The following is a 20,367-nucleotide window of genomic DNA, read 5'->3' as shown; positions in this document are numbered from 1 at the left end:
ATTAATGAGTGTCTCTTAGACGATAGTCCTTATGTCGGTGAATTGCGTCGTTGCGTTTTAGCGTAGATTGAACGTGCGATCACAGCAGTTGAAAAGGTGCATTCAAGTTGGAAGGCAACAAATAAGCTAGCTCTCTAAAAAAGATTGCCGTGCTCCCAGTATTGTCTAGTAGCACGGCATTTATACTTTTTGCTGCGGTTTTTATGTTTAGTGCGCTTCTTCCCAATTCGCACCAACGCCAACTTCCGCTAACAAAGGCACGTTTAATTGTGCAACGCCCGCCATCAATTCAGGCAATTTTTTCTTAACTAATTCTAGTTCAGACTCTGGCACTTCCAGCACCAGTTCATCGTGGACTTGCATAATCATTTTGGATTGCAACTTGTCTGTTTCCAGCCAGTTTTGTACTGCAATCATCGCCAACTTGATTAAATCAGCGGCGGTTCCTTGCATCGGTGCGTTAATTGCTGCCCGTTCTGCGCCTTGTCGACGTGGACCGTTCGGACTATTGATTTCAGCCAGCCACAGACGACGTCCAAAGACCGTTTCTACATAGCCATGCGCTTTTGCTTTCGTACGGGTGTCGGCCATGTACTGGGCAACGCCAGGATACCTTTGAAAATAGCGGTCGATATAGTTTTGCGCAGCGCTACGTTCAATTCCTAGATTACCTGCGAGACCAAAAGCGCTCATGCCATAGATCAGGCCGAAGTTAATGACCTTGGCATAGCGTCGTTGTTCGCTCGTGACTTCTGGTAATGACACACCAAAAATTTCTGACGCAGTTGCTTTATGGACATCCTCACCATCAGCAAATGCCTTGAGCAAACTCGCGTCGCCAGAAATATGCGCCATGATGCGTAACTCAATTTGCGAGTAGTCAGCAGAAATAAGGACATTACCTGGTGCCGCGATAAACGCCTCGCGAATACGGCGCCCCTCGGCAGTACGTACCGGAATGTTTTGCAAATTTGGATCATTTGACGCCAGACGCCCTGTTACTGCAACGGCTTGCGCATAGTTGGTGTGAACGCGGCCGGTACTAGCATTGACCATTTTGGGCAACTTGTCGGTATAAGTCGATTTGAGTTTGGCTAATCCGCGATACTCAAGTAGTACTTTTGGCAGTGGGTAATCTTCAGCTAGTTTTTGTAAGACTTCTTCGTCAGTTGAGGGGGCGCCAGACGGTGTTTTTTTGACGACAGGTAAGCCAAGTTTGCCAAAGAAGATTTCGCCCAATTGCTTTGGCGAGTTCAGGTTGAATGGCTGCTCTGCGAGCTCATAGGCTTTTTGTTCGAGTTCTAACAAACGAAGACCGATTTCGTTGGATTGCGTCGCAAGTAGATCTTTGTTGATTAAGACGCCGTTGCGTTCAATTTTTTGCAAAACAATCGATGTCGGTAATTCAATCTCGTGGTACACACGTAGCAGATTGACATCCGGTTCAATCTCTGGCCACATCGCCTGATGTAATTGTAGGGTGATGTCAGCATCTTCTGCGGCGTAAGCAGTCGCTCGTTCGATCTCGACTTGGTCAAAACAAATTTGTGAGGTACCTTTACCGCAGACCTCTTCATAACTAATCGTTTTTTTGCCTAGGTGACGCAATGCGAGACTATCCATATCATGCGACTTATGCGATTCAAACACATACGATTCCAATAGCGTATCGTGTTTGATACCACGTAAATGCACACCTTGGTTCGCAAAAATATGCGTATCGTATTTCAGATTCTGTCCGACTTTGGCTTTGCTATCGTCTTCCAGCCAAGGCTTAAGTTTGGCTAAAACTAGTTCACGCGATAACTGCTGTGGACAATCACCGTAGTGATGGGCAACTGGGATATAACATGCATGTCCGGCTTCGCAACACAGTGAAATGCCTACGAGTTGTGCCGTCATTGGTTCAAGCGACGTTGTTTCGGTGTCGACTGCCGTCAGGTCGGCGTTTTGGATGCGTGCTATCCATGCGTCCAAATCAGCCTCAGTGAGGATCAATTCATAATTTTTGACGACGATGGCTGGCACGGTATCTGGATTGGTGTCTTCGCTAAATAATCCAGCTTGTGCGGGCGTGTTGCCGGAAGAATTAGATGCAGCGCCACCTTTCAGTGGTATCGAGCCAGCTGTGGCGTCACCTGATAATTCACGTAACCAGGTTTTGAAACCGTAGCGGCTGAAGAACGCCAGCATGGCTTCTTTGCTTTCGTCTTGGCTGATCAGACTCGCTTGTATCGATTGATAATGCGCTGCTAAATCGCAGTTTGTCTTGACGGTGATGAGTTCACGGCCACGTGGCAGCCATTCAAGGGCTGCGCGTAAATTGTCGCCGACCACGCCTTTAATTTTGTCAGCGTTCTCAATGACGCCGTCCAGACTGTCGTATTCTGTGAGCCATTTTACGGCAGTTTTTGGGCCGCATTTGGTAACGCCAGGGACGTTATCCACGGTATCGCCAATCAGTGTCAGATAATCGATGATGCGATTGGGTGGAACGCCAAATTTTGCCAGTACGCCAGGCTCGTCCATTTTTTCATTGGTCATGGTGTTGATCAGCATCACGTTTGGATTAACCAATTGCGCTAGATCTTTATCACCGGTGGAGACGACGGTGTTCATCCCGAGTTTACTGGCTTCGACAGCGAGCGTGCCAATCACGTCATCTGCTTCGACACCTTCCACCATCAGGATAGGCCATCCCATCGCCTTGACCACTTCGTGAATTGGTTCAACTTGCAGTCGCAAGTCATCTGGCATCGGTGCCCTTTGTGCTTTGTATTCTGGATAAAGATCATCGCGGAACGTTTTGCCTTTTGCATCAAATACACACGCCATGTATGCTGCCGGATAATCGCTGCGTAGGCGACGTAACATATTGATCATGCCGTAAATGGCACCGGTTGGTTCGCCTTGTGGATTGCGCAAATCAGGCATCGCATGAAAAGCACGGTACAAATAGCTGGAACCATCAACTAACAACAGGGTATTTTGCATATGAACGAGAACAGAAAAAATATAACAAGGTTGCGCCAGATAATGGACAAAGATAAGGCAACAGCCTTAAAAGCGCGTGAATCATGGCATATGTTCACGATTATGGCAGAGTTTATCGACTCTACCGAGCGCCTTTCAAATATTGGCCCTGCGGTGACTATTTTTGGATCCGCCAGAACTAAGCCAGAGGACCCGTATTATCAAAGCTGCGTTGACCTGGCGCGACGATTGTCTGATGAAGGGTTTGCTGTGGTTTCGGGTGGTGGCCCCGGTATTATGGAGGCAGCAAATAAGGGTGCATATGAAGGCAAATCGTCTTCCGTCGGCTTAAATATCGAGTTGCCTCATGAGCAAAAAAATAACCCATGGCAAAATATCAGTCTGACATTCCGCCATTTCTTTGCACGCAAAGTCGCTTTTGTAAAATACGCCGATGCGTATGTTGTCTATCCGGGTGGTTTCGGCACGATGGACGAGGTCAGTGAAGTGCTGACGTTGATACAAACAGGTAAGACCCGGCATATTCCGGTTATTCTCGTGGGCACCAGTTTTTGGAATGACTTAATTGAATGGATGAAAATCCAGATGGTGGCAAATGGGATGATTTCACCTGAAGATCTGAACCTAGTGCAATTAATCGATGAGCCAGCCAATATTGTTGATGCGATTTATGCGTTCTATGAACAACGTAATATCGAGCCCTCTGAGGATGAGCGTCATCGAATGTTATATTTGTAAAATTGCTTGAATTTCTACAGTTCCATAAAAAAGCAGAGCGTATTCTGCTTTTTTATCACACACTGGAGATTAAAGTGTTCTTCGCTCAATCAATATAATTGACACGGGAGAACTTGTCTTTGAAGTGCTCGGGCATTGCTACAACTTGCGCTGAGCGGTAGTCAAAAAAGACAAAACCGGATTTTGCCATCGCCACCAGAGTTTGATTAGCGGGACGTGAAATACGGAAAATAATATCCCCACCGTACTTATTAAAATCCATCACGCCTACTTCAAACAACAATTGGTCGCGCGCATGCGCTTCGGCTTTGTAGGTTGTTGCGAGATCAGTAACGATAATACCTACCCCCTCCTGCGCTGTTTCGCGGATGCCGAATTCGTATAAAAACCGAGCTCTGGCTTCAGAGATCATCGAAATCATCGAATCGTTTCCCAAATGGTTGGCACCGTTAATATCAGTGACACGAACCGTTAATGGCGTGGAGTAGTAATACTGGTTTTCAGGGAACTGTAATTGCAGACGAGCCATAAGAAATTCAAAAATTGAGATGAGCCGTGATTGTAACTGGCTTTGTCCGATCTTCAGAAAGATACGATCACTATATTTGATGAATTATTTTGCGCTCTTTTGCAGGAATCCTCGGGAAATGTTGCGCCGCAACGTTTTATGGTGAAAATCTGGAGCTCACACAAGGTCAAACCACTTTGTAAAATAAATAAAAATATTTAACAATTTTTTAAAACATTGCTCCTTGTAAAGATGAAATAAACGCATAGTATGAAATACATGCATAGTATGAAAAAACCGAAGTGGGACATGTCATGAAATCTGACCTGAAAACAAATCTTGATGCTGAAACGCTTTCCACACGCGATGCTGCTGAGGTATTGAAGGTTAGCGTCAGAGCAGTGCAGCTTTGGGTAGCGCAGGGACGCCTAAGCGCGTGGCGGACGCCGGGTGGACATCGTCGAATATTTAAGAGTTCTGTTGAGGCGATGTGTTCCGGACAAACATCACTTGCTGAGATGGAAACGTTCGATATTTTAATTGTTGACAACCAAGCTTTGTATTCAGAGTTGACCGATTTGTATGCTTGTATTCCCTCGAGTAACATTAGGGTTCTTTCAATCGAAAATTCTCTTAAGAGCTTGATAAAAATGGGAGAAACGCCCCCCGATTTACTAATTACCGATGTCTTGATGCCGCATGTGAATGGTGTTGAATTATTGTTGATGCTCAGCAAACATTCTTGGGCTGAAACGATGAAAATTATTGTCATCAGTACGCTGACAAAAACGCAGATTAACGAGATGGGTGGGCTACCTTCAGTGGTAGACTATTACAAAAAACCTGTCGTACTCGCGGATCTAGTGAAAACAGTTACTTCCCATTTTGAAACATGGAAGACGCGCAGGAGTAAATCATGAATGCTCAAATGAAGATTTTTTTTGATTCCCTGTCCGACGGCGTTGCTATCGTTAATAAAGAGGGTATCGTTCAGTACGTCAATACGCCAGGTGTTGTGGTTTTTTCAGCCAAGATCGGTGTCGCTTTTCCAGATCCCCGGATACTAAAGGGGGTACGTGATCTGATCGCAGGGTTTGGTAAGGCACCGTTAAATATTCCATTACCGATGCAGGCCGGAAATCCAGTCGGTTGCATGGCAAAGCTCATGCCATTGCCCATTGCGGATCAATATGCTGTCGTCACCCAGTTGCTGACCGAAAAGCAATTTTATGAGATGACACTCAAGAATTTCTATGAATTTATCCGGATTGATTTATCTAAGCCGATCCATCAATTCGCTCAGCAATTAGGTCTTTTGGCAGACGAAAAATTACCATCAGAAGTTCAACGGCTGGTTGAAAGTGGTAACACCATTTCTGAACGTTTGCAAAGAATCGAAATGTTAGCTGAATTATTTGGAACGTCTCCTTTGGTCGATCAGGAGCGCTTGCTATTCGAAAGTATGATTACCGAAGCGCTGAATGCCGAACGTCGGCAGCTCGAATCGCGTGGTTTAGAGGTCTACCTTGAAGGCCTTGATGCTGAACTCCCACCGGTTTATGGCAGTCGCACTTGGCTAACGAGAGCATTGCGCGAATTGATTAACAACGCGGCGCGCCACGCGACACAAAAATCTCGCTTAGAAATTTCTTTACGTTGTACCGGCACCCATGTGATTCTGAGCTTACGCAATCATGGCCAATTCGCAAGTAAACATCTTCTGAAAAAAAAATTATTTGTCCCTTTTAATTTGGTTGAGGATTACATCAAAGATCGAAAATTCAGTACATCTAAAGTGCCCGGTATGGCAGCTAAAGGGCCTGGTTTGGGTCTGCCAATCTGTCATCAAATATTACATTTGCATGGTGGTCGAATGAGTATTATCGAAGGTGATGGCGATGAAATTATTGAGTTTAATCTTGAATTAGCAACCGGTGCACCTGTTCAAGATACACAGACGTTAGATGCAGAACAAGCGCAACGCTATGCGCATGACATGGTCGCTTTAATGCAGCGTATGCAAGCTGCTAAGGCGGCGCAGGCTGCGGACAAGAAATAATATGAATTGTTCATATCAGTGGTAAGTCATCGTGGTACGGAGGCAAAAATGAAAACCAAGCGCATCTTGATTGTTGAGGATCAGGCAGATATCCGAAAATTAATTCGTATGACATTAGATTTCGGAGATTATGAACTACATGAGGCCGATAACGGCGATAGTGGGTATAACCTAGCATTAACTGTAGCGCCCCACATCATTTTATTAGACGTGATGATGCCAGGTAGTATGGATGGCTTACAAGTCTGCGAAAAACTCAAAAAAAATCCTGATTATGCAAGGACAAAAATCATCATGTTGACAGCCAGAGGCCAGCAGTCTGATATTGATACCGGATTAAAAGTCGGCGCTAATTCGTACATGATTAAGCCTTTCAGTCCATTGGAGCTCATGGATACGATCGATAAATATTTTGCAGAAATTGAAGCCACCGGAGCGCTCGTATGACATCCACTATTTTAGTGGTGGATGATCAATCTGATGCGCGGCGACTGGTGCGGATGGTGATGGAACTTGAGCGCCATCAGATTATTGAAGCCGCTAACGGTGAAAGCGCGTTGGCCATGGCACATCTGCATAGGCCTGATTGTGTGATTATCGATCTACGGATGCCTGGCCGTGTCGATGGATTTAATTTGTGCCAGGCAATTAAAAATGATCCGGATTTATCCCAGATACCGGTCATTATTCTCAGTGCTTTTTTTCAGCAAGATGAAAAAAATCTTGGAATAGAATTTGGCGCTGATGCATTTTTAGAGAAGCCTTTTAATTTCTCACAATTACTTGATGAAGTGGACCGGGTTATTGATCGGGTCAAGCAATAAATTACGGATGAAATCAATTGCAATATCAACCTGCTTTTTAAATATCTGCTGCCGACGGGCATTGTCTGGCAGCCGCCACCAGAAATGGGTAGGAGACTATCATGAGCCAGATTCAGCCACAAGCGAAGACTCAATTATGGGTGTACAGATACATCAGACTGCTCAAAAAAGAATGGTTGAGTTCTTTGATTCTGATTGCCGGTCTTAGCATCTCTTATATCGTATGGACGATCAGTCTTCGAAATCATGAAGACGTCGATAAGGCACGCTTTGTTAGTACGAGCGAGCTTATCAGTACGTCGTTAGCAAAACGCATGAATAGCAACGAACAAATTCTACGTGGTGGTGCTGCTTTGTTTAGTATGAATAACAGCACTTCCCGCGAACAGTGGCGTACTTATGTATCGAGCTTACGTCTCGATGAGACCTCGCCTGGCATTCAGGGCGTGGGGTTTGTTCTTCGTGTACCGGATGGGGAGAAGGCAACCCATACCGCAAAAATTCGGGCAGAAGGTTATCCCGAGTACACTATTTATCCTGCAGCACCGCGGGACGAGTATATGGCTGTCATTTATCTTGAGCCATTCTGGGGGCGCAACCTTCGTGCGTTTGGCTATGACCTCGCTAGTGAAGAAGTCAGACGCTCTGCGTTAGACCAGGCACGTGATACCGGAGAGCCTGCTTTGACTGGACTAGTAAAATTGCTTCAGGAAGGGAAAGATGGTAACCAGGCAGGGTTTCTTCTCTTCATCCCCATCTACAAAAATGGCTTACCCAGAGGTTCCGTCGAAGAGCGTCGTGAGTCACTTTTAGGGTATGTTTATAGTCCGTTTCGCGTCGAAGATATGATGCGCAATGTATTGGTGAATGTCGATAGTAGCGTAGGAGTCGAAGTATTTGATGGTAAAGAAATAGACAATAAAAATCTACTTTTCTCTAGTGTTCAAAATAATAATGGCGTTAGTCCACGCTATGTTAGCTCAAGACAAATGGACTTCGAAGGTAAGAGTTGGACCTTGCGTTTTACGAGCCTACCGACATTTGAAGCGTTATCAAATAATGTTATCAGCCACATGATTTTTGCTGCAGGAATTGCGGTCACTATTTTGCTTACTTTCGTGGTCACTAATTTAGCAGCGACCCGCAATAGCGCATTTGGTATGGCAAAAGAAATGACGACGCAATTAAGTCATAGCGAAAATGCACTGAGGGCAGTTTTAGATTCGGCTGCCGATGGTATTGTGCGTGTTGATGGGAATGGGATAGTGAAGTCCGTTAATCTAGCTGCGGAGCATATCTTTGGCTTGTCCGCCGATAAACTGAGTGACTTTCCGTTGCAGCAAATCATCGACGGTATGGATGTTAATAAAATCGAAGAAACGCTCAACAGTTATGGAAATGCCGGTAGTGCAATGCGCAGTGCCCGCGTTGAATCGTTTGGTATCCGTTCTTCTGGCGATCAGTTTCCATTAGCAGTTTCATTAAGTCAGTTCAATCAAAACGATGAAATTAACTACTCGCTGATGGTCAGAGATATCAGTGATGACAAAATGGCTGAAGCAATTCTTCAGCTCCGGCTAACGGCAATCGAAGCCGCGACAAACGGCATTGTTATTGCTGATATGCGGATGTCCAGTCAGCCAATTATTTATAGCAACCCCGCGTTTGAGAGAATCACCGGCTATACCGCCAGCGAAATGTTGGGTATGAATTGTCGAATTCTTCAGGCAGATGATCGGTTCCAGCTCGAGAACGTTGAATTATCGCAAGCAATTCAGCAGGGACGAGAATGTAAAGTGTTGATCCGCAATTATCGTAAAGATGGTAGCTTGTTCTGGAATGATCTCTCTGTCGCACCGGTGATTGATCAGGATGGCGTAGTCACTCATTATGTCGGTAGTTTGAATGATGTAACCGATCGTGTTCTAGCAGAAGAAAACCTGCGTATCAGATCAATGCGCCTTGATGCGATTTGTACCTTGAGCCCCGATGGTGTCGTTGCGTTTGACGCCAATGGTAAGTTGACGAATGTTAATCCAGCGTTTCTCGAGATGACTGGATTTAGTAATATTCAATTAACGAACCTGACCATGGACGAATTTGACACGCTCATGGCATCCTTGGCTGATCCTGCCCATGCTTACGTCTCGTCTAATGAAGAGAACAAGATGAATCTCGTTCTTGATTCAGACGATGATTTGGTTCAGGCAAGTCAGCAAATGGTTTACCTGTGCTCTCCTCGGACTTGTATTTTGATTCGTTCTATTCGTACGGTTGCACCAGGCTCATTGGAACAAGTAATTTATTTCCGTGATGTGACCCGCGAAACAGAAATCGATCGTATTAAGAGCGAATTCTTATCGACTGCTGCACATGAATTACGTACCCCAATGGCGAGTATTTTTGGATTTTCAGAATTGTTATTGCGCCGCAAATATGATGAGGTAACACAGAAGGATTTGTTAAGCACGATCAATCGTCAGGCCGGTATTATGATTAACCTCATTAACGAATTACTCGATCTTGCGCGCATTGAGGCTCGTGCTGGTAAAGACTTTAAATTTAGTGTTCAAGCCATTGCACCAATTGTCGAAAATGCCGTGGCCGCTTTACTCGTCAACAACGATCCTCGTCGCATCAATGTCAATATCAGTGACAATTTACCGGATGTCAAAGTGGATGCAGAAAAAATTGGTCAGTCGCTCATGAACGTATTGAGTAACGCCTATAAATATTCACCTAATGGCGGCGATATTGATCTGTTTGTACTGAGCGAGGATCACGAGGGTGTAACAGAAATTGGCTTACGTGTGACAGATCAGGGGATTGGCCTGACACCGGCACAGATGTCACGGTTGTTTGAGCGTTTCTTCCGTGCCGATCCGTCAGGTAATATTCCTGGTACTGGACTCGGTATGTGTATCGTCAAAGAAATTATCGAGTTGCATGGTGGTCGGGTAGACGTGCAAAGCGAAAAAGATGTTGGAACGACAGTGACGCTGTGGCTTCCTGTTGCACAACAAGAGGAACTTCTAGCAGCGTAACATCGATCCCTATCGCAATAGGATGGCTGAGGGCGGCAGACAGGGTTGTTCTGGCCGCCTTTATTTTTTCATCGCCATACTAACGGACTTTGGCGCAGTCTATTTAACACCACATTGTAGGATATGGTTCGATGCTGTTGCCAGCAAGTAGTGGCAATAATCACGGCGTGTCTGGCTTCGTTTCACTCCTTCCAACATACCGAATTTTTTATATTGCCGGGCTACATCAAGTTGTAAGCGGTTGTAAACGGTTGTAAATGTGCATGCTCTATAAAAGTAATTCATCTATTATTATTGTTATCTTGATAACGTAAATATATTAATAAATAATAGATGGGAATTGCAAATGAAGTTTGATGTACTTATCGTAGGTGAAGGTTTAGCTGCATTGACATTACTTTTAACATTACCTTCGACGATCAAGGTTGGTGTTATCTCTCGAAACAAATTCGATGAACCCTCGAGTTATTGGGCTCAGGGAGGTATCTCAGCAGTTTTTTCAGCAGAAGACAACTTCGGCAAGCACATTAAGGATACTCTCGCTGCTGGTGACGGTCTTTGCAAAGAGCAAGTTGTCAAAGATATCGTCGGTGCAGGAACATCTGTACTCCAATGGCTCATCGATTTAGGGGTCCCATTTACCCGCGAAAATAATGATATCCATTTGACGCGAGAAGGAGGACATTCTGAACGTCGGGTCGCTCACGTTGATGATATGACGGGGCGCGGTATCATGCAGACACTGCAGAGCAAAGTGGCATTACTTCCCAATGTGACCTGGATTCGTCAATATGAAGTAGTTGAACTCATCTCAGATACTAGCCGTGTCACAGGCTTGATCGCTCAAAGCTTGGCTGATGGCGATGTGACTGTTTTTAGTGCGCCCAATGTCGTTTTGGCGACTGGTGGTATCACTGGCCTTTATCCTTATGCTACTAATCCGCATGCAAGTAAAGGTGAGGCGATAGCAATGGCGTGGCGTGCCGGTGCAGCAGTAGAAAATCTGGAATTTGTACAATTCCATCCAACAGCATTTCAGGTTGACCAAAAAGTCGTTAGCCTCATCACCGAGGCAGTTCGCGGTGAAGGAGGATATTTATACAATGTAGCAAATGAACGATTTATGCCAAAATATTCCTCGCAAGAAGAATTAGCACCGCGCGATATCGTCGCTCGTGCAATCTATTCGGAAATGGCAGCACATAAATCGCCTTACGTCTGGCTCGATATCTCGCATAAAGGCCAGCAGTTCGTAGAGCATCACTTCCCTAATCTTGTAGAGTTAACGCGGCGTTACAACCGTGACTTATCAACGACGCGCGTACCCGTATCTCCTGCCGCTCACTATACCTGTGGTGGTATCGCTGCTGACCTCAGTGGACGAACCAGTGTAGCGGGACTTTATGCTGTTGGTGAAGTAGCCAATTGTGGCCTACATGGCGCTAATCGTCTGGCTAGTAATTCGCTGCTGGAGTGCGTAGTGATGGGAAAAGCCTGTGCCATGCAAATTACAAGTTCCACTATTGCTAGCAGCAAAAAAGTATCAATTCAGATCCCCACCATCGTTGAAACTGGCTTATCACTTTCAATGTTACCAAGCTTACGTGTCACTCTGTGGGATCATGCCGGCATCGTCCGTAGTAATGATGGAATCAAAACTGGTCTCCGTCAATTAGAGGACCTCCAGACAGCACCAAGCCTTCTTCCTTATGGACAAGCGCTGCGTGCTCAAAATATCTACGACGCGGCTCGCCTGATACTGCTTAGCGCATCTCTCCGCCAAGAATCGCGCGGGGGACATTTCAATATAGATTGCAACTTCAAATCTAATCCCACGACATCCGTGGTTAGTGGAATCTACAAAAAACACTGGGGCTATTCTCAAAGGAATGAAAGAAAAACAGATGAATTTCTTTCAGCATAAAAAATATACCTACTTAACTCGATAGGTTGAAATAACTTTTCTAAGATGGAAATATAAATGCTACTTCATTTAATCATAGTAGGGACCGCTGCTGGTTTCTTGGCGGGCATGTTTGGCATTGGAGGGGGGGCGATTGTCATTCCCATGCTAATTTATATGTATAAGAACGGAGGAATGGATGCAACAGAAGCGATACGGCTAGCCTTTGGTACTTCACTTGCTACCATGGCCTTCACTGGGCTCTCATCCTTCTTAAGCCACTGGCAAAGAGGTAATGTGGATATCTCGTGGTTGAAGAAATTATTTCTTCCGGCTGGTATTGGTGCTACCGCTGGTGCATTGCTTGCCGCTCGTATTCCTGGTGCGTGGTTGGCTTTTGGTTTGTCCTTGATGCTGGCATATTTTGGCGTAAAACTGTTAATACATACAGAGCAATCGACAACAGATTCACCACGCTTTCAACGTTTCCATATTTTTGCTGGACTGTTATCTGGGATCGCCTATTCGCTCGCGGGTATGGGGGGAGCATCCGTGGTGACGTTCTATCTGACCCATGTCGGCTTGTCGCTCCGTAAGGCCATTGGTACTGCGACGGGAGTGATTTTACCAATTTCACTTGGTGCAATTATCGGCTTTGGCGTCACTGCTGGTTCACCACATGATTGGCGTTGGGGCTATATCGACTTGTATGCGTTGCTGGCGATGAGTATCTGTTCTATCATCGCTTCGAAGGTCGGTGTTAAAGCAGGAGCACTGTTGCCAACGCCGATACTTCGCAAAGTATTCGGGATCTTCATGACCTTGTTGGCAGTCAAGACCATGTTTAACGTATTGGCATAAAATATGTTCCTGTCTTAAACCATTCACAGCGCCTTGTAACCAGGCCACGTAATTTCAAGCTCGTAGCCTATCGAACGCGACAAACCATCAAGGTCTGGGAATAGTGTCGCATGCGTTATGTTCATTCGGTAGAGAGACAACATCGCCTCCTCACGAATAGAGGGTGGCAACACGATTTTCTTAATTAGTGTGTCACCCTCTTCGTACTGCTGTATTACTTCTTCGAGTGTTTTATCGAGTACCCCCGGCACGACGAAGGTGCCGGATTGGGCTACCAACCGACGATCCATTTGCTCAGGTTCACCTACCCAAATTACCTCGTTATTGTTCGTAGCAAAATAACGTTCAAAATTACCATTAACACGTGGATCGATCATGTCTCGGTACAGGGTTGGTGCGTTCGATGGCACCACTGTCCATAGTTTTGGCGTATCAAGAGCGAATACTGCAGAATTCTTAGTGGTTCGGTAGAGCGCAAAAAAAGCCGCCACAAATGGTGACTTTGTAAAGTCCAACAAACGTGTAGGAGCGCCATGGTGTTGCATTAACGCTAGGCAGCGGAGGTGATCCAGTAAAACACTCGAATCCTGTAAATAAATATGCGCCTTTCGCCGAAAAATGCGTATCGCTCGTTCTTCGCGTTGGCACCATGAAGTTTTATCTTGTACAAAACTATGCAGATAACGTGATAGTGAACTTCTTAGTTGCCAATCTGCATCAGGCAGTCCGCGAAAAGCCCAGCCATCATACTTCGACGTGAGCGAAATAAATTCATTCCAACTAGAGATGTGAATTATTTCCATAAATAGATCGTCAATTGGGTTGAAATGGTAGCAGCCATGTTGAGACACTATATCTCATACAGCCATCGACTCTGAAATGATCAACATGAAACTAAAAATGGACATTGTCATCTATCTACAATAAATGCCTAAACATCAACGATAATATCATTTCGCTGTTGGAATTTTAAATTTCTTATAAGAAAGAGTGCGCAATGAAAGTCTCGCCTTACCTGATCGCTACGTTGATTTGTACTTTGTCATCAGTCACTCATGCGCAAGAAAAATCGATATGCCCATCGATGTGCTCATCGGAGAGAAAACAGTGTTTGCGACATGCTCAAGCAGAGTCGCACACAATAGTTCACCCGATAATCACAACCAATAACGAGCGAAAAACCGACGAGAACTTATCCGAATACCAAAACCGTACAAGCGCTGATTTGCGTAGTTTAATCAAAGAAAGATCAGTGACGTGCGATCGCTCCTATGATCAATGCGTAAAAACCTGTATCAAGGATGAGCAAGAAAGTGGAGAGCCGAAAGCGCCTTTCAAGCAGAAAAATAATCAGTAAAAACGTTATCAAAGACAACGTATGGATACAAATGAATAGCTGTTGAATGTCGACGTATTTGTTCTTTTGATAAAGAGAAAGCGCTCTATCATCGTTGATTTTTATTTGGCATTAGGTAGTCCGTACTTTGCTACATGCTACTTTTCTGGCATGTTTGTTTAAATCACAGACATGCTCTGTTAAAATACGTCTTTTGCGGAATTGAAATGCTGTCGAAAAGCCTTGATGCTAGTGGCAGTCAGATCTCAACGCCGCCTGACAGCACGATAATCGATGGCAGATTGATGTCGCTGCTCTTGAGCTGTTCCGTATCTTCCTCTTTTGCTAAGTTCCCGTATGTCTGATTCCAAACCTGCTGATAGCGCTAAGCCGCTGTTTTATGATCCTACTGAGCGCCGTATTCGTAGCTTTGTGACCCGTGCCGGACGTTTGTCTGATGCGCAGGCACGCGCGATTGAGACGCTGGGGCCACGTTTTTGTATCCCTTATCAAAAAGCGATATTGGATGTTGATGCTATATTTGGTCGCAATGCGCCAACGGTATTTGAGATTGGTTTTGGCATGGGCGAAACCAGTGCCAAAATCTCTGCCAGCATGCCTGAGAAAAATTTTATCGGTGTCGAAGTTCATACACCGGGTGTTGGTAGTTTGCTCAAGCTGACGGAAGAAATGGGGTTGCAAAACCAACGTATCATTCAGCACGATGCGTTTGAAGTGCTGACCAACATGATCGCGCCATTGTCTTTGCACGGGGTGCATGTGTTTTTCCCAGATCCATGGCACAAAGCGCGTCATAACAAGCGTCGCCTGATTCAGGGGCCTTTGGTACAGTTGCTGGCCTCACGCCTCGCACCAGGTGGCTATTTGCACTGTGCGACCGATTGGGAAGAGTATGCGGTGCAAATGTTGGAAGTGCTAGGTGCAGAACCAACGTTAAAAAATACAGCCGATGGTTATGCACCACGTCCCGATTACCGCCCAGTAACCAAATTTGAAAACCGGGGCTTACGCTTAGGTCATGGTGTATGGGACTTGGTGTTTGAAAAAATCTAAGTCTTTGGGGGCGATGGGGTGGGATGACATTGTTGAAAAACATCCTCCCCCAACACCTACTCTACAATGACTTTCTCTTTACCCAGTGCGGAATGACTGCGTTTTGATTTGAGAATTGGGTAAAACAATTCTGCCAGCCAGTTTTCCTTGCCAAATTGCAGATCATCCTGCAAGCCTACTTTGGGTGGGTAATGGTGGGTAATCAACGCTGTGCCAAACAACACATCCCAGAAAAATAAAAAATTACCGTAGTTGCCGCGGTAATGTCCGATGCCATCCTCCATTGTCAACGCATGGTGCGCATAGTGCGTGGCTGGGGTAGAAATCGTGCGTTCGACGATCCACATCAGATGTTTGATCACCGGGAATTGATAGAGTGACTTATCCCATGGGTTGGCGCTGTGGGCGCCGATGATGACGGCCATCTTGAGTACAACATACACCACATACACGTTACCGAATCCAAGATAAATCAGGATAGAAGAAATCCAGATGCCCGGCATTGCAGCGTAATAGAAAAAATTATTTCGGTACACCACACGAATACTCATGTACGCCGCAGAATGGTGGGCGCGATGAAATGGCCACATCCACGAGGTATGCGATAAACGGTGCCACCAGTACTGCGTCATGTCGTCAGCGACCAGCAGAATCAGGAACATGCCCCACGCTGGTAGGTAGCTATAGGCATTGTGTTGCAACGGGAAGAAATGCATCCCCAGGAAGTTGATCGCGATGACAATGCTCGGTTGTATGAGCGTGAGCAACATGAGTAACATCGCGCCATCAATCTTCCAGTCGTCTTTTGATGCGCCGAGATTATTAAAGCGACCAGTGACAATTTCCACTAGCGCAAAGCCAAGATAGATCGCCGTAATGGCAATGAGTTGAAGGGGGTTCACAATCAGTCTCCAGATAGGTGACAAGCAAGCTTGTCTTGTTGTTTTCGCTCTCTGAGGTAGCGTTGATCCTCATTCTTCTCTTGTAATTGTTTGTCGTCCAATGCATTATTTTGCTATTGGTAATGAGTTATATGCATTACGGATCGGTTTTATCCTTCCCTAAGGGAAGATGGCCTCAGCTTCGTGGTATGCCAGACAAAGGACGAATAACGATGGACTTGCGAAAACTTCGACATGCTGTTGTTTTATCGGAAGAATTGAATTTTGCAAGGGCAGCGCAGAAGGTCAATCTGACGCAGTCAGCGCTCAGTCGTAGCATTCAAGGGCTGGAAGAGGAACTGGGTGGCAAGCTGTTCGACCGTACCCTGCATGGCGTCAGTATCACACCGATCGGACGGCAGGTGATTCAACGTGCCAAAGCGCTGTTGCTGGAGGCGAATAATTTACTCCATGACATACACCAGATGCAGCATCATGAAATGGGCGATGTGCATTTTGGTGTTGGCCCTTTACCTGGATCCACTTTTTTACCCCCTGTGCTGGCGCAATTACTCAGCGAATACCCCAAATTGCGGACGGAAGTAAATATCAACAATTGGGATGCCCTGTTGCTGCAGCTCGTGGACGAGCAATTAGAGTTTTTTATTGCGGATGTTCACAATATTACGGCTGACAGCAAGATTCAGGTGCAACGATTTTCACGGCAATACGGTGGTTTCTTTTGTCGCAGTGGGCATCCGCTAGCAGGGCCGAAGATAGCGGATCCACAGCGTATTTTTGATTATCCATTAGTCTCGGTACGCTTACCTGCGGAGGTCAAAACAGCCTTGCATCATTTTTTTAGGCTCCCCGCGCAACAAGCGTTTGAATTGTCACTCACCTGTGACAATCCTACTTTACTACATTACGTTTGTCTGCATAGCGATAGCATTTTGCTCAGTACGTATCCAGTCGTTCGTGCAGAAATAGAGTGTGGCTCAATGTGTGAGATCACCATGCCTGATCAAATTGAAGTCTACGCAGAAATGGGTATCGTGACACTGGCTGGCAGGAGTTTATCTCCAGCGGCAACCTGGTTGATTGAACGAATTAGACAATACATCGAAGCCGTTGTGCCGACGTCGCCGTAGGTATGACAATGACCTATTTACCTTCGGTTAGTCACGTGCAAAGTGGACTTCAATCGACCCAAATTCAGCGAATTGAACCTGAATATCTGTGTTAAGCGGTACGTCAGGACTCCCTGCATAAGAACCGGTGATGATCGCTTGTCCAGCACGTAATCCTATGCCCTGCTGGCGCAGATAGTCGGTAAGCCAGTAGAGTGGGGCGAGCGGATGCGGTGCAGGATGACGTCCGGCAAATACCTGTTGATCCTGATTTTGTACACGCAGTGTGATCGCGATTTCTTGCGCTTGTTGCGCCGCCGGCAGATCTATCTCCGGCCCCAGAAATAATCCTTGATTAAATAACCCATCCGCAAGCAGTTCCGGAAAGCTTGCCTCTGCCGGTTTGGTATAACGACATCCAATGATTTCTAATGCAATTTGACCGTGCGAGATTGCTGCATGTACATCTGCCTCGGCATACGCTGTTGCACGTGCAGGTAAATCTGCACATAAAATAAAAGCCAGCTCCGGTTCGATCTTTACAACTCTTTCGTCACTGACTTTGCAAACCGGACCTTGTGTTTGTCTGAACACCGTTTTGGAAAATATTGGTGCAACAACGATTTTATCTTTCGTCGGCATGCCACACTTCCACCCCGCAATCTCGTCTTGCAGGTGGGTGGCTAACAGGCCTTGAACTTGCATAGCGTCTTCAATAGTTGCAGGACGCATCACCGTCGGTAGACGCTCTCCTACTTCCCCGTTGAGGCGTCGTTGGGCAAGAATATGCGATGCAGTTGCAAAGTGGGTAACGCGATGAGATAAAGAAGAAGGCACAGTAAATCCTACTTAGGTGATGGTATCCTCGGTGGGTGTCATTTTAACGAGAGACGAATGGCGTAGCAGCGTTAGTTATCCTCTAATTCCTCAATCAACTGCAAAATCTCTGCACCATAACTGTCGAGTTTTTTATCACCGACGCCAGAAATGGCGCGCAGGGCGATTAAGGTTTGTGGTGCCTGGCGGGCGATTTCACGAAGGGTGGCATCTGGAAAGATCACATACGCCGGTACATTATGTGTCCGCGCGGTTTCGACGCGCCACCAGCGTAGTTTGTCAAAACGAGTTTGTTCTGCGGTGTTGAGCTCGGTTTCGGCGTAGTCTTTCGCTGACTGACGTTTATGCTTGACGGCTTTTTCGGCTTTTTTATACTGACGCAGCTGTACTTTGGTCTCGCCGCGCAAGACGGTACGTGACGCTTCGGTTAATTTGAGTGAACTGAAATTCTCATAATCGACTGACACTAAACCTAAAGCGATCAGTTGACGCAGCAACGCGCGCCATTCAGCTTCGCTTTTGTCTGAGCCAATACCAAAGGTCGAGAGTTGATCATGGCGCCATTGGGTTACTCGTTCTGTGTCGATGCCGCGCAGAATATCGACCACATGTCCTGCTGCAAAACGCTGGTCGACCCGGTAAATGGTCGACAGAATTTTTTGCGCAGCAATCGTGCCGTCAAATGAGGTCGGTGGATTCATGCAGGTATCGCAGTTACCGCATGGTTCGGACGCTTGGCCAAAATAATCCAGAATATGAACACGACGACAGTTGAGCGTTTCGCATAACGATAGCATCGCATCGAGTTTGACACCCTGCACGCGCTTAAAGGTATCGTTCGCTTCGGATTCATCGATCATCCGGCGCTGTTGTACCACGTCTTGCAAGCCGTAAGCCATCCAGGCGTTGGCACTCGCGCCATCGCGTCCGGCACGACCTGTTTCCTGATAATACCCTTCGACACTTTTTGGCAAATCCAGATGAGCGACAAAGCGCACATCAGGCTTGTCGATACCCATTCCAAATGCGATCGTCGCGCACATGACGATGCCTTCTTCACGCAGAAAACGCGCCTGATTACGGCTACGTTCCTGCATGTCCATCCCAGCGTGGTAGGGCAAGGAGGCGATGCCATTTTCGTTCAAAAATTCAGCTGTTTCTTCGACTTTTTTGCGCGATAAACAGTAGACGATACCCGCATCACCGCTGTGCTGCGCATTAATAAAGTCGAGCAGTTGTTTGCGACCGTTGGCTTTTTCAACGATTTGATAACGGATGTTGGGCCGGTCAAACGAAGACACAAACTGCAAGGCATTTTCAAGTTGCAGGCGGTGGATGATTTCATCGCGTGTTTGTTGATCTGCCGTCGCCGTTAGCGCGATACGAGGCACATGCGGAAAACGCTCGTGTAAAGCAGAGAGGCGAATATATTCCGGTCTGAAATCATGTCCCCATTGCGATACGCAATGCGCTTCATCGATCGCAAACAGGGCGATATCGATAATGTTGAGTAGCTCAAGACAGCGTTGTGTCAGCAAACGTTCTGGCGCGATATAAACTAGATCCAGATCACCTTCTCGCATCTTTTTTTCGACCGCTAAGATCTCTTCGAAACTTTGGGTCGAATTAAGAAAAGCAGCACGTACACCAACCTCATCGAGTGCATCAACCTGGTCCTGCATCAGCGCGATCAATGGTGAGACGACGATACCCACACCATGACGTATCAATGCCGGAATCTGGTAACACAAGGATTTACCGCCACCGGTGGGCATCAGGACTAAAGCATCACCACCGTGCACCACGTGCTCGACGATTTGCCCCTGCTGTGACCGGAAAGCGGGATAGCCGAAAACCGTCTGCAGCAGATGCAGCGCGTGCTCTTCGGTATTGTTGAAATGACTGGAGTTACTAAAAGATGACACTACTTATTCTGCCCATTTTCTGGCGTTGATTGAACCATCTGCTGCCTCTGACACATCACCAGTAACTGCCACGCCATTGCTGGTGTTCATCGGTCGCGCCTTATGAGGACATAGGCGACGATGAGCGCAGGGCAACGCGTGCGTGGCTGCGGTGTGGTCGAGAATTGAAAGATGTTGACCGGCACGAAGCTTACCACGAGGGCATGGTGATAGTTCGTATTTTTACCTCGTCGCCGTAGTGCGATTTCGCAAC

16 protein-coding genes are annotated in these 20,367 nt (G+C 46.3%); 10 read left to right on the top strand and 6 right to left on the bottom strand.

The window, feature by feature from the left end:
• Positions 1-207: 207 nt before the first annotated feature.
• A complete protein-coding gene (polA, locus tag ACO0KV_RS01945; protein ID WP_423039349.1) occupies positions 208-2,994 on the bottom strand; it encodes a DNA polymerase I in 2,787 nt (928 codons plus the stop codon).
• Between polA and ACO0KV_RS01940 the strand changes: the two genes are divergently transcribed.
• On the top strand, positions 2,995-3,732 hold the full coding sequence (locus tag ACO0KV_RS01940) for a TIGR00730 family Rossman fold protein (RefSeq protein WP_423039347.1): 738 nt from the start codon (positions 2,995-2,997) through the stop codon (positions 3,730-3,732).
• An 85-nt stretch (positions 3,733-3,817) separates the two neighbouring features.
• Here the strand turns inward: ACO0KV_RS01940 and ACO0KV_RS01935 are convergent, their stop codons facing one another.
• Positions 3,818-4,261 (bottom strand): thioesterase family protein, encoded by a 444-nt coding sequence (locus ACO0KV_RS01935; RefSeq protein ID WP_423039345.1) that lies wholly within the window; start codon positions 4,259-4,261, stop codon positions 3,818-3,820.
• Between the two features lie 293 nt (positions 4,262-4,554).
• On the opposite strand from ACO0KV_RS01935, the gene ACO0KV_RS01930 reads away from it, so the two are divergent.
• From ACO0KV_RS01930 to ACO0KV_RS01900, 7 genes are all read left to right on the top strand, one after another.
• Entirely contained in the window at positions 4,555-5,160 is a 606-nt protein-coding gene (locus ACO0KV_RS01930) for a response regulator (protein WP_423039343.1), read from the top strand.
• A complete protein-coding gene (locus ACO0KV_RS01925) occupies positions 5,157-6,299 on the top strand; it encodes a sensor histidine kinase (protein ID WP_423039341.1) in 1,143 nt (380 codons plus the stop codon). The genes ACO0KV_RS01930 and ACO0KV_RS01925 overlap by 4 nt, the downstream gene beginning before the upstream one ends.
• Positions 6,300-6,347: 48 nt before the next feature.
• Positions 6,348-6,746, top strand: coding sequence for a response regulator transcription factor (locus tag ACO0KV_RS01920; RefSeq protein ID WP_423039339.1), 399 nt, complete (start codon positions 6,348-6,350; stop codon positions 6,744-6,746).
• Positions 6,743-7,123, top strand: a complete 381-nt coding sequence (locus tag ACO0KV_RS01915) for a response regulator (RefSeq protein WP_423039337.1) — start codon at positions 6,743-6,745, stop codon at positions 7,121-7,123. Before ACO0KV_RS01920 ends, ACO0KV_RS01915 begins: the two co-directional genes overlap by 4 nt.
• Positions 7,124-7,224: 101 nt before the next feature.
• Positions 7,225-10,167 carry a CHASE domain-containing protein gene (locus ACO0KV_RS01910; protein ID WP_423039335.1) on the top strand — a complete coding sequence of 981 codons (2,943 nt, stop codon included), beginning with the start codon at positions 7,225-7,227 and terminating at the stop codon, positions 10,165-10,167.
• 346 nt (positions 10,168-10,513) lie between these two features.
• Entirely contained in the window at positions 10,514-12,091 is a 1,578-nt protein-coding gene (gene nadB, locus ACO0KV_RS01905; RefSeq protein ID WP_423039333.1) for an L-aspartate oxidase, read from the top strand.
• A 57-nt stretch (positions 12,092-12,148) separates the two neighbouring features.
• Positions 12,149-12,931, top strand: a complete 783-nt coding sequence (locus tag ACO0KV_RS01900; protein ID WP_423039331.1) for a sulfite exporter TauE/SafE family protein — start codon at positions 12,149-12,151, stop codon at positions 12,929-12,931.
• 23 nt (positions 12,932-12,954) lie between these two features.
• Here ACO0KV_RS01900 and ACO0KV_RS01895 read toward each other — a convergent pair whose 3' ends face one another.
• A complete protein-coding gene (locus tag ACO0KV_RS01895) occupies positions 12,955-13,734 on the bottom strand; it encodes an FRG domain-containing protein (protein WP_423039329.1) in 780 nt (259 codons plus the stop codon).
• Between the two features lie 890 nt (positions 13,735-14,624).
• Between ACO0KV_RS01895 and trmB the strand changes: the two genes are divergently transcribed.
• Positions 14,625-15,341, top strand: coding sequence for a tRNA (guanosine(46)-N7)-methyltransferase TrmB (gene trmB, locus ACO0KV_RS01890; protein WP_423039327.1), 717 nt, complete (start codon positions 14,625-14,627; stop codon positions 15,339-15,341).
• Between the two features lie 56 nt (positions 15,342-15,397).
• Here the strand turns inward: trmB and ACO0KV_RS01885 are convergent, their stop codons facing one another.
• Entirely contained in the window at positions 15,398-16,243 is an 846-nt protein-coding gene (locus ACO0KV_RS01885) for a sterol desaturase family protein (RefSeq protein WP_423039325.1), read from the bottom strand.
• Positions 16,244-16,455: 212 nt separating this feature from the next.
• On the opposite strand from ACO0KV_RS01885, the gene ACO0KV_RS01880 reads away from it, so the two are divergent.
• A complete protein-coding gene (locus tag ACO0KV_RS01880; protein ID WP_423039323.1) occupies positions 16,456-17,373 on the top strand; it encodes a LysR family transcriptional regulator in 918 nt (305 codons plus the stop codon).
• Positions 17,374-17,400: 27 nt separating this feature from the next.
• On the opposite strand, the gene ACO0KV_RS01875 is transcribed toward ACO0KV_RS01880, so the two are convergent.
• Both ACO0KV_RS01875 and recQ read right to left on the bottom strand, forming a co-directional pair.
• Positions 17,401-18,189: a fumarylacetoacetate hydrolase family protein gene (locus ACO0KV_RS01875; protein WP_423039321.1), complete on the bottom strand. Its 789-nt coding sequence runs from the start codon at positions 18,187-18,189 to the stop codon at positions 17,401-17,403.
• A gap of 71 nt (positions 18,190-18,260) precedes the next feature.
• Positions 18,261-20,114: a DNA helicase RecQ gene (gene recQ / locus ACO0KV_RS01870; RefSeq protein ID WP_423039319.1), complete on the bottom strand. Its 1,854-nt coding sequence runs from the start codon at positions 20,112-20,114 to the stop codon at positions 18,261-18,263.
• Between the last annotated feature and the right edge of the window lie 253 nt (positions 20,115-20,367).

Origin of the sequence: Undibacterium sp. RuRC25W (genome assembly GCF_049339825.1) — a bacterium.
Taxonomy (GTDB): Bacteria; Pseudomonadota; Gammaproteobacteria; order Burkholderiales; family Burkholderiaceae_D; genus Undibacterium.
Note: the sequence above shows the minus strand (reverse complement) of the source record. Positions and strands in the feature narration are given on the sequence as shown.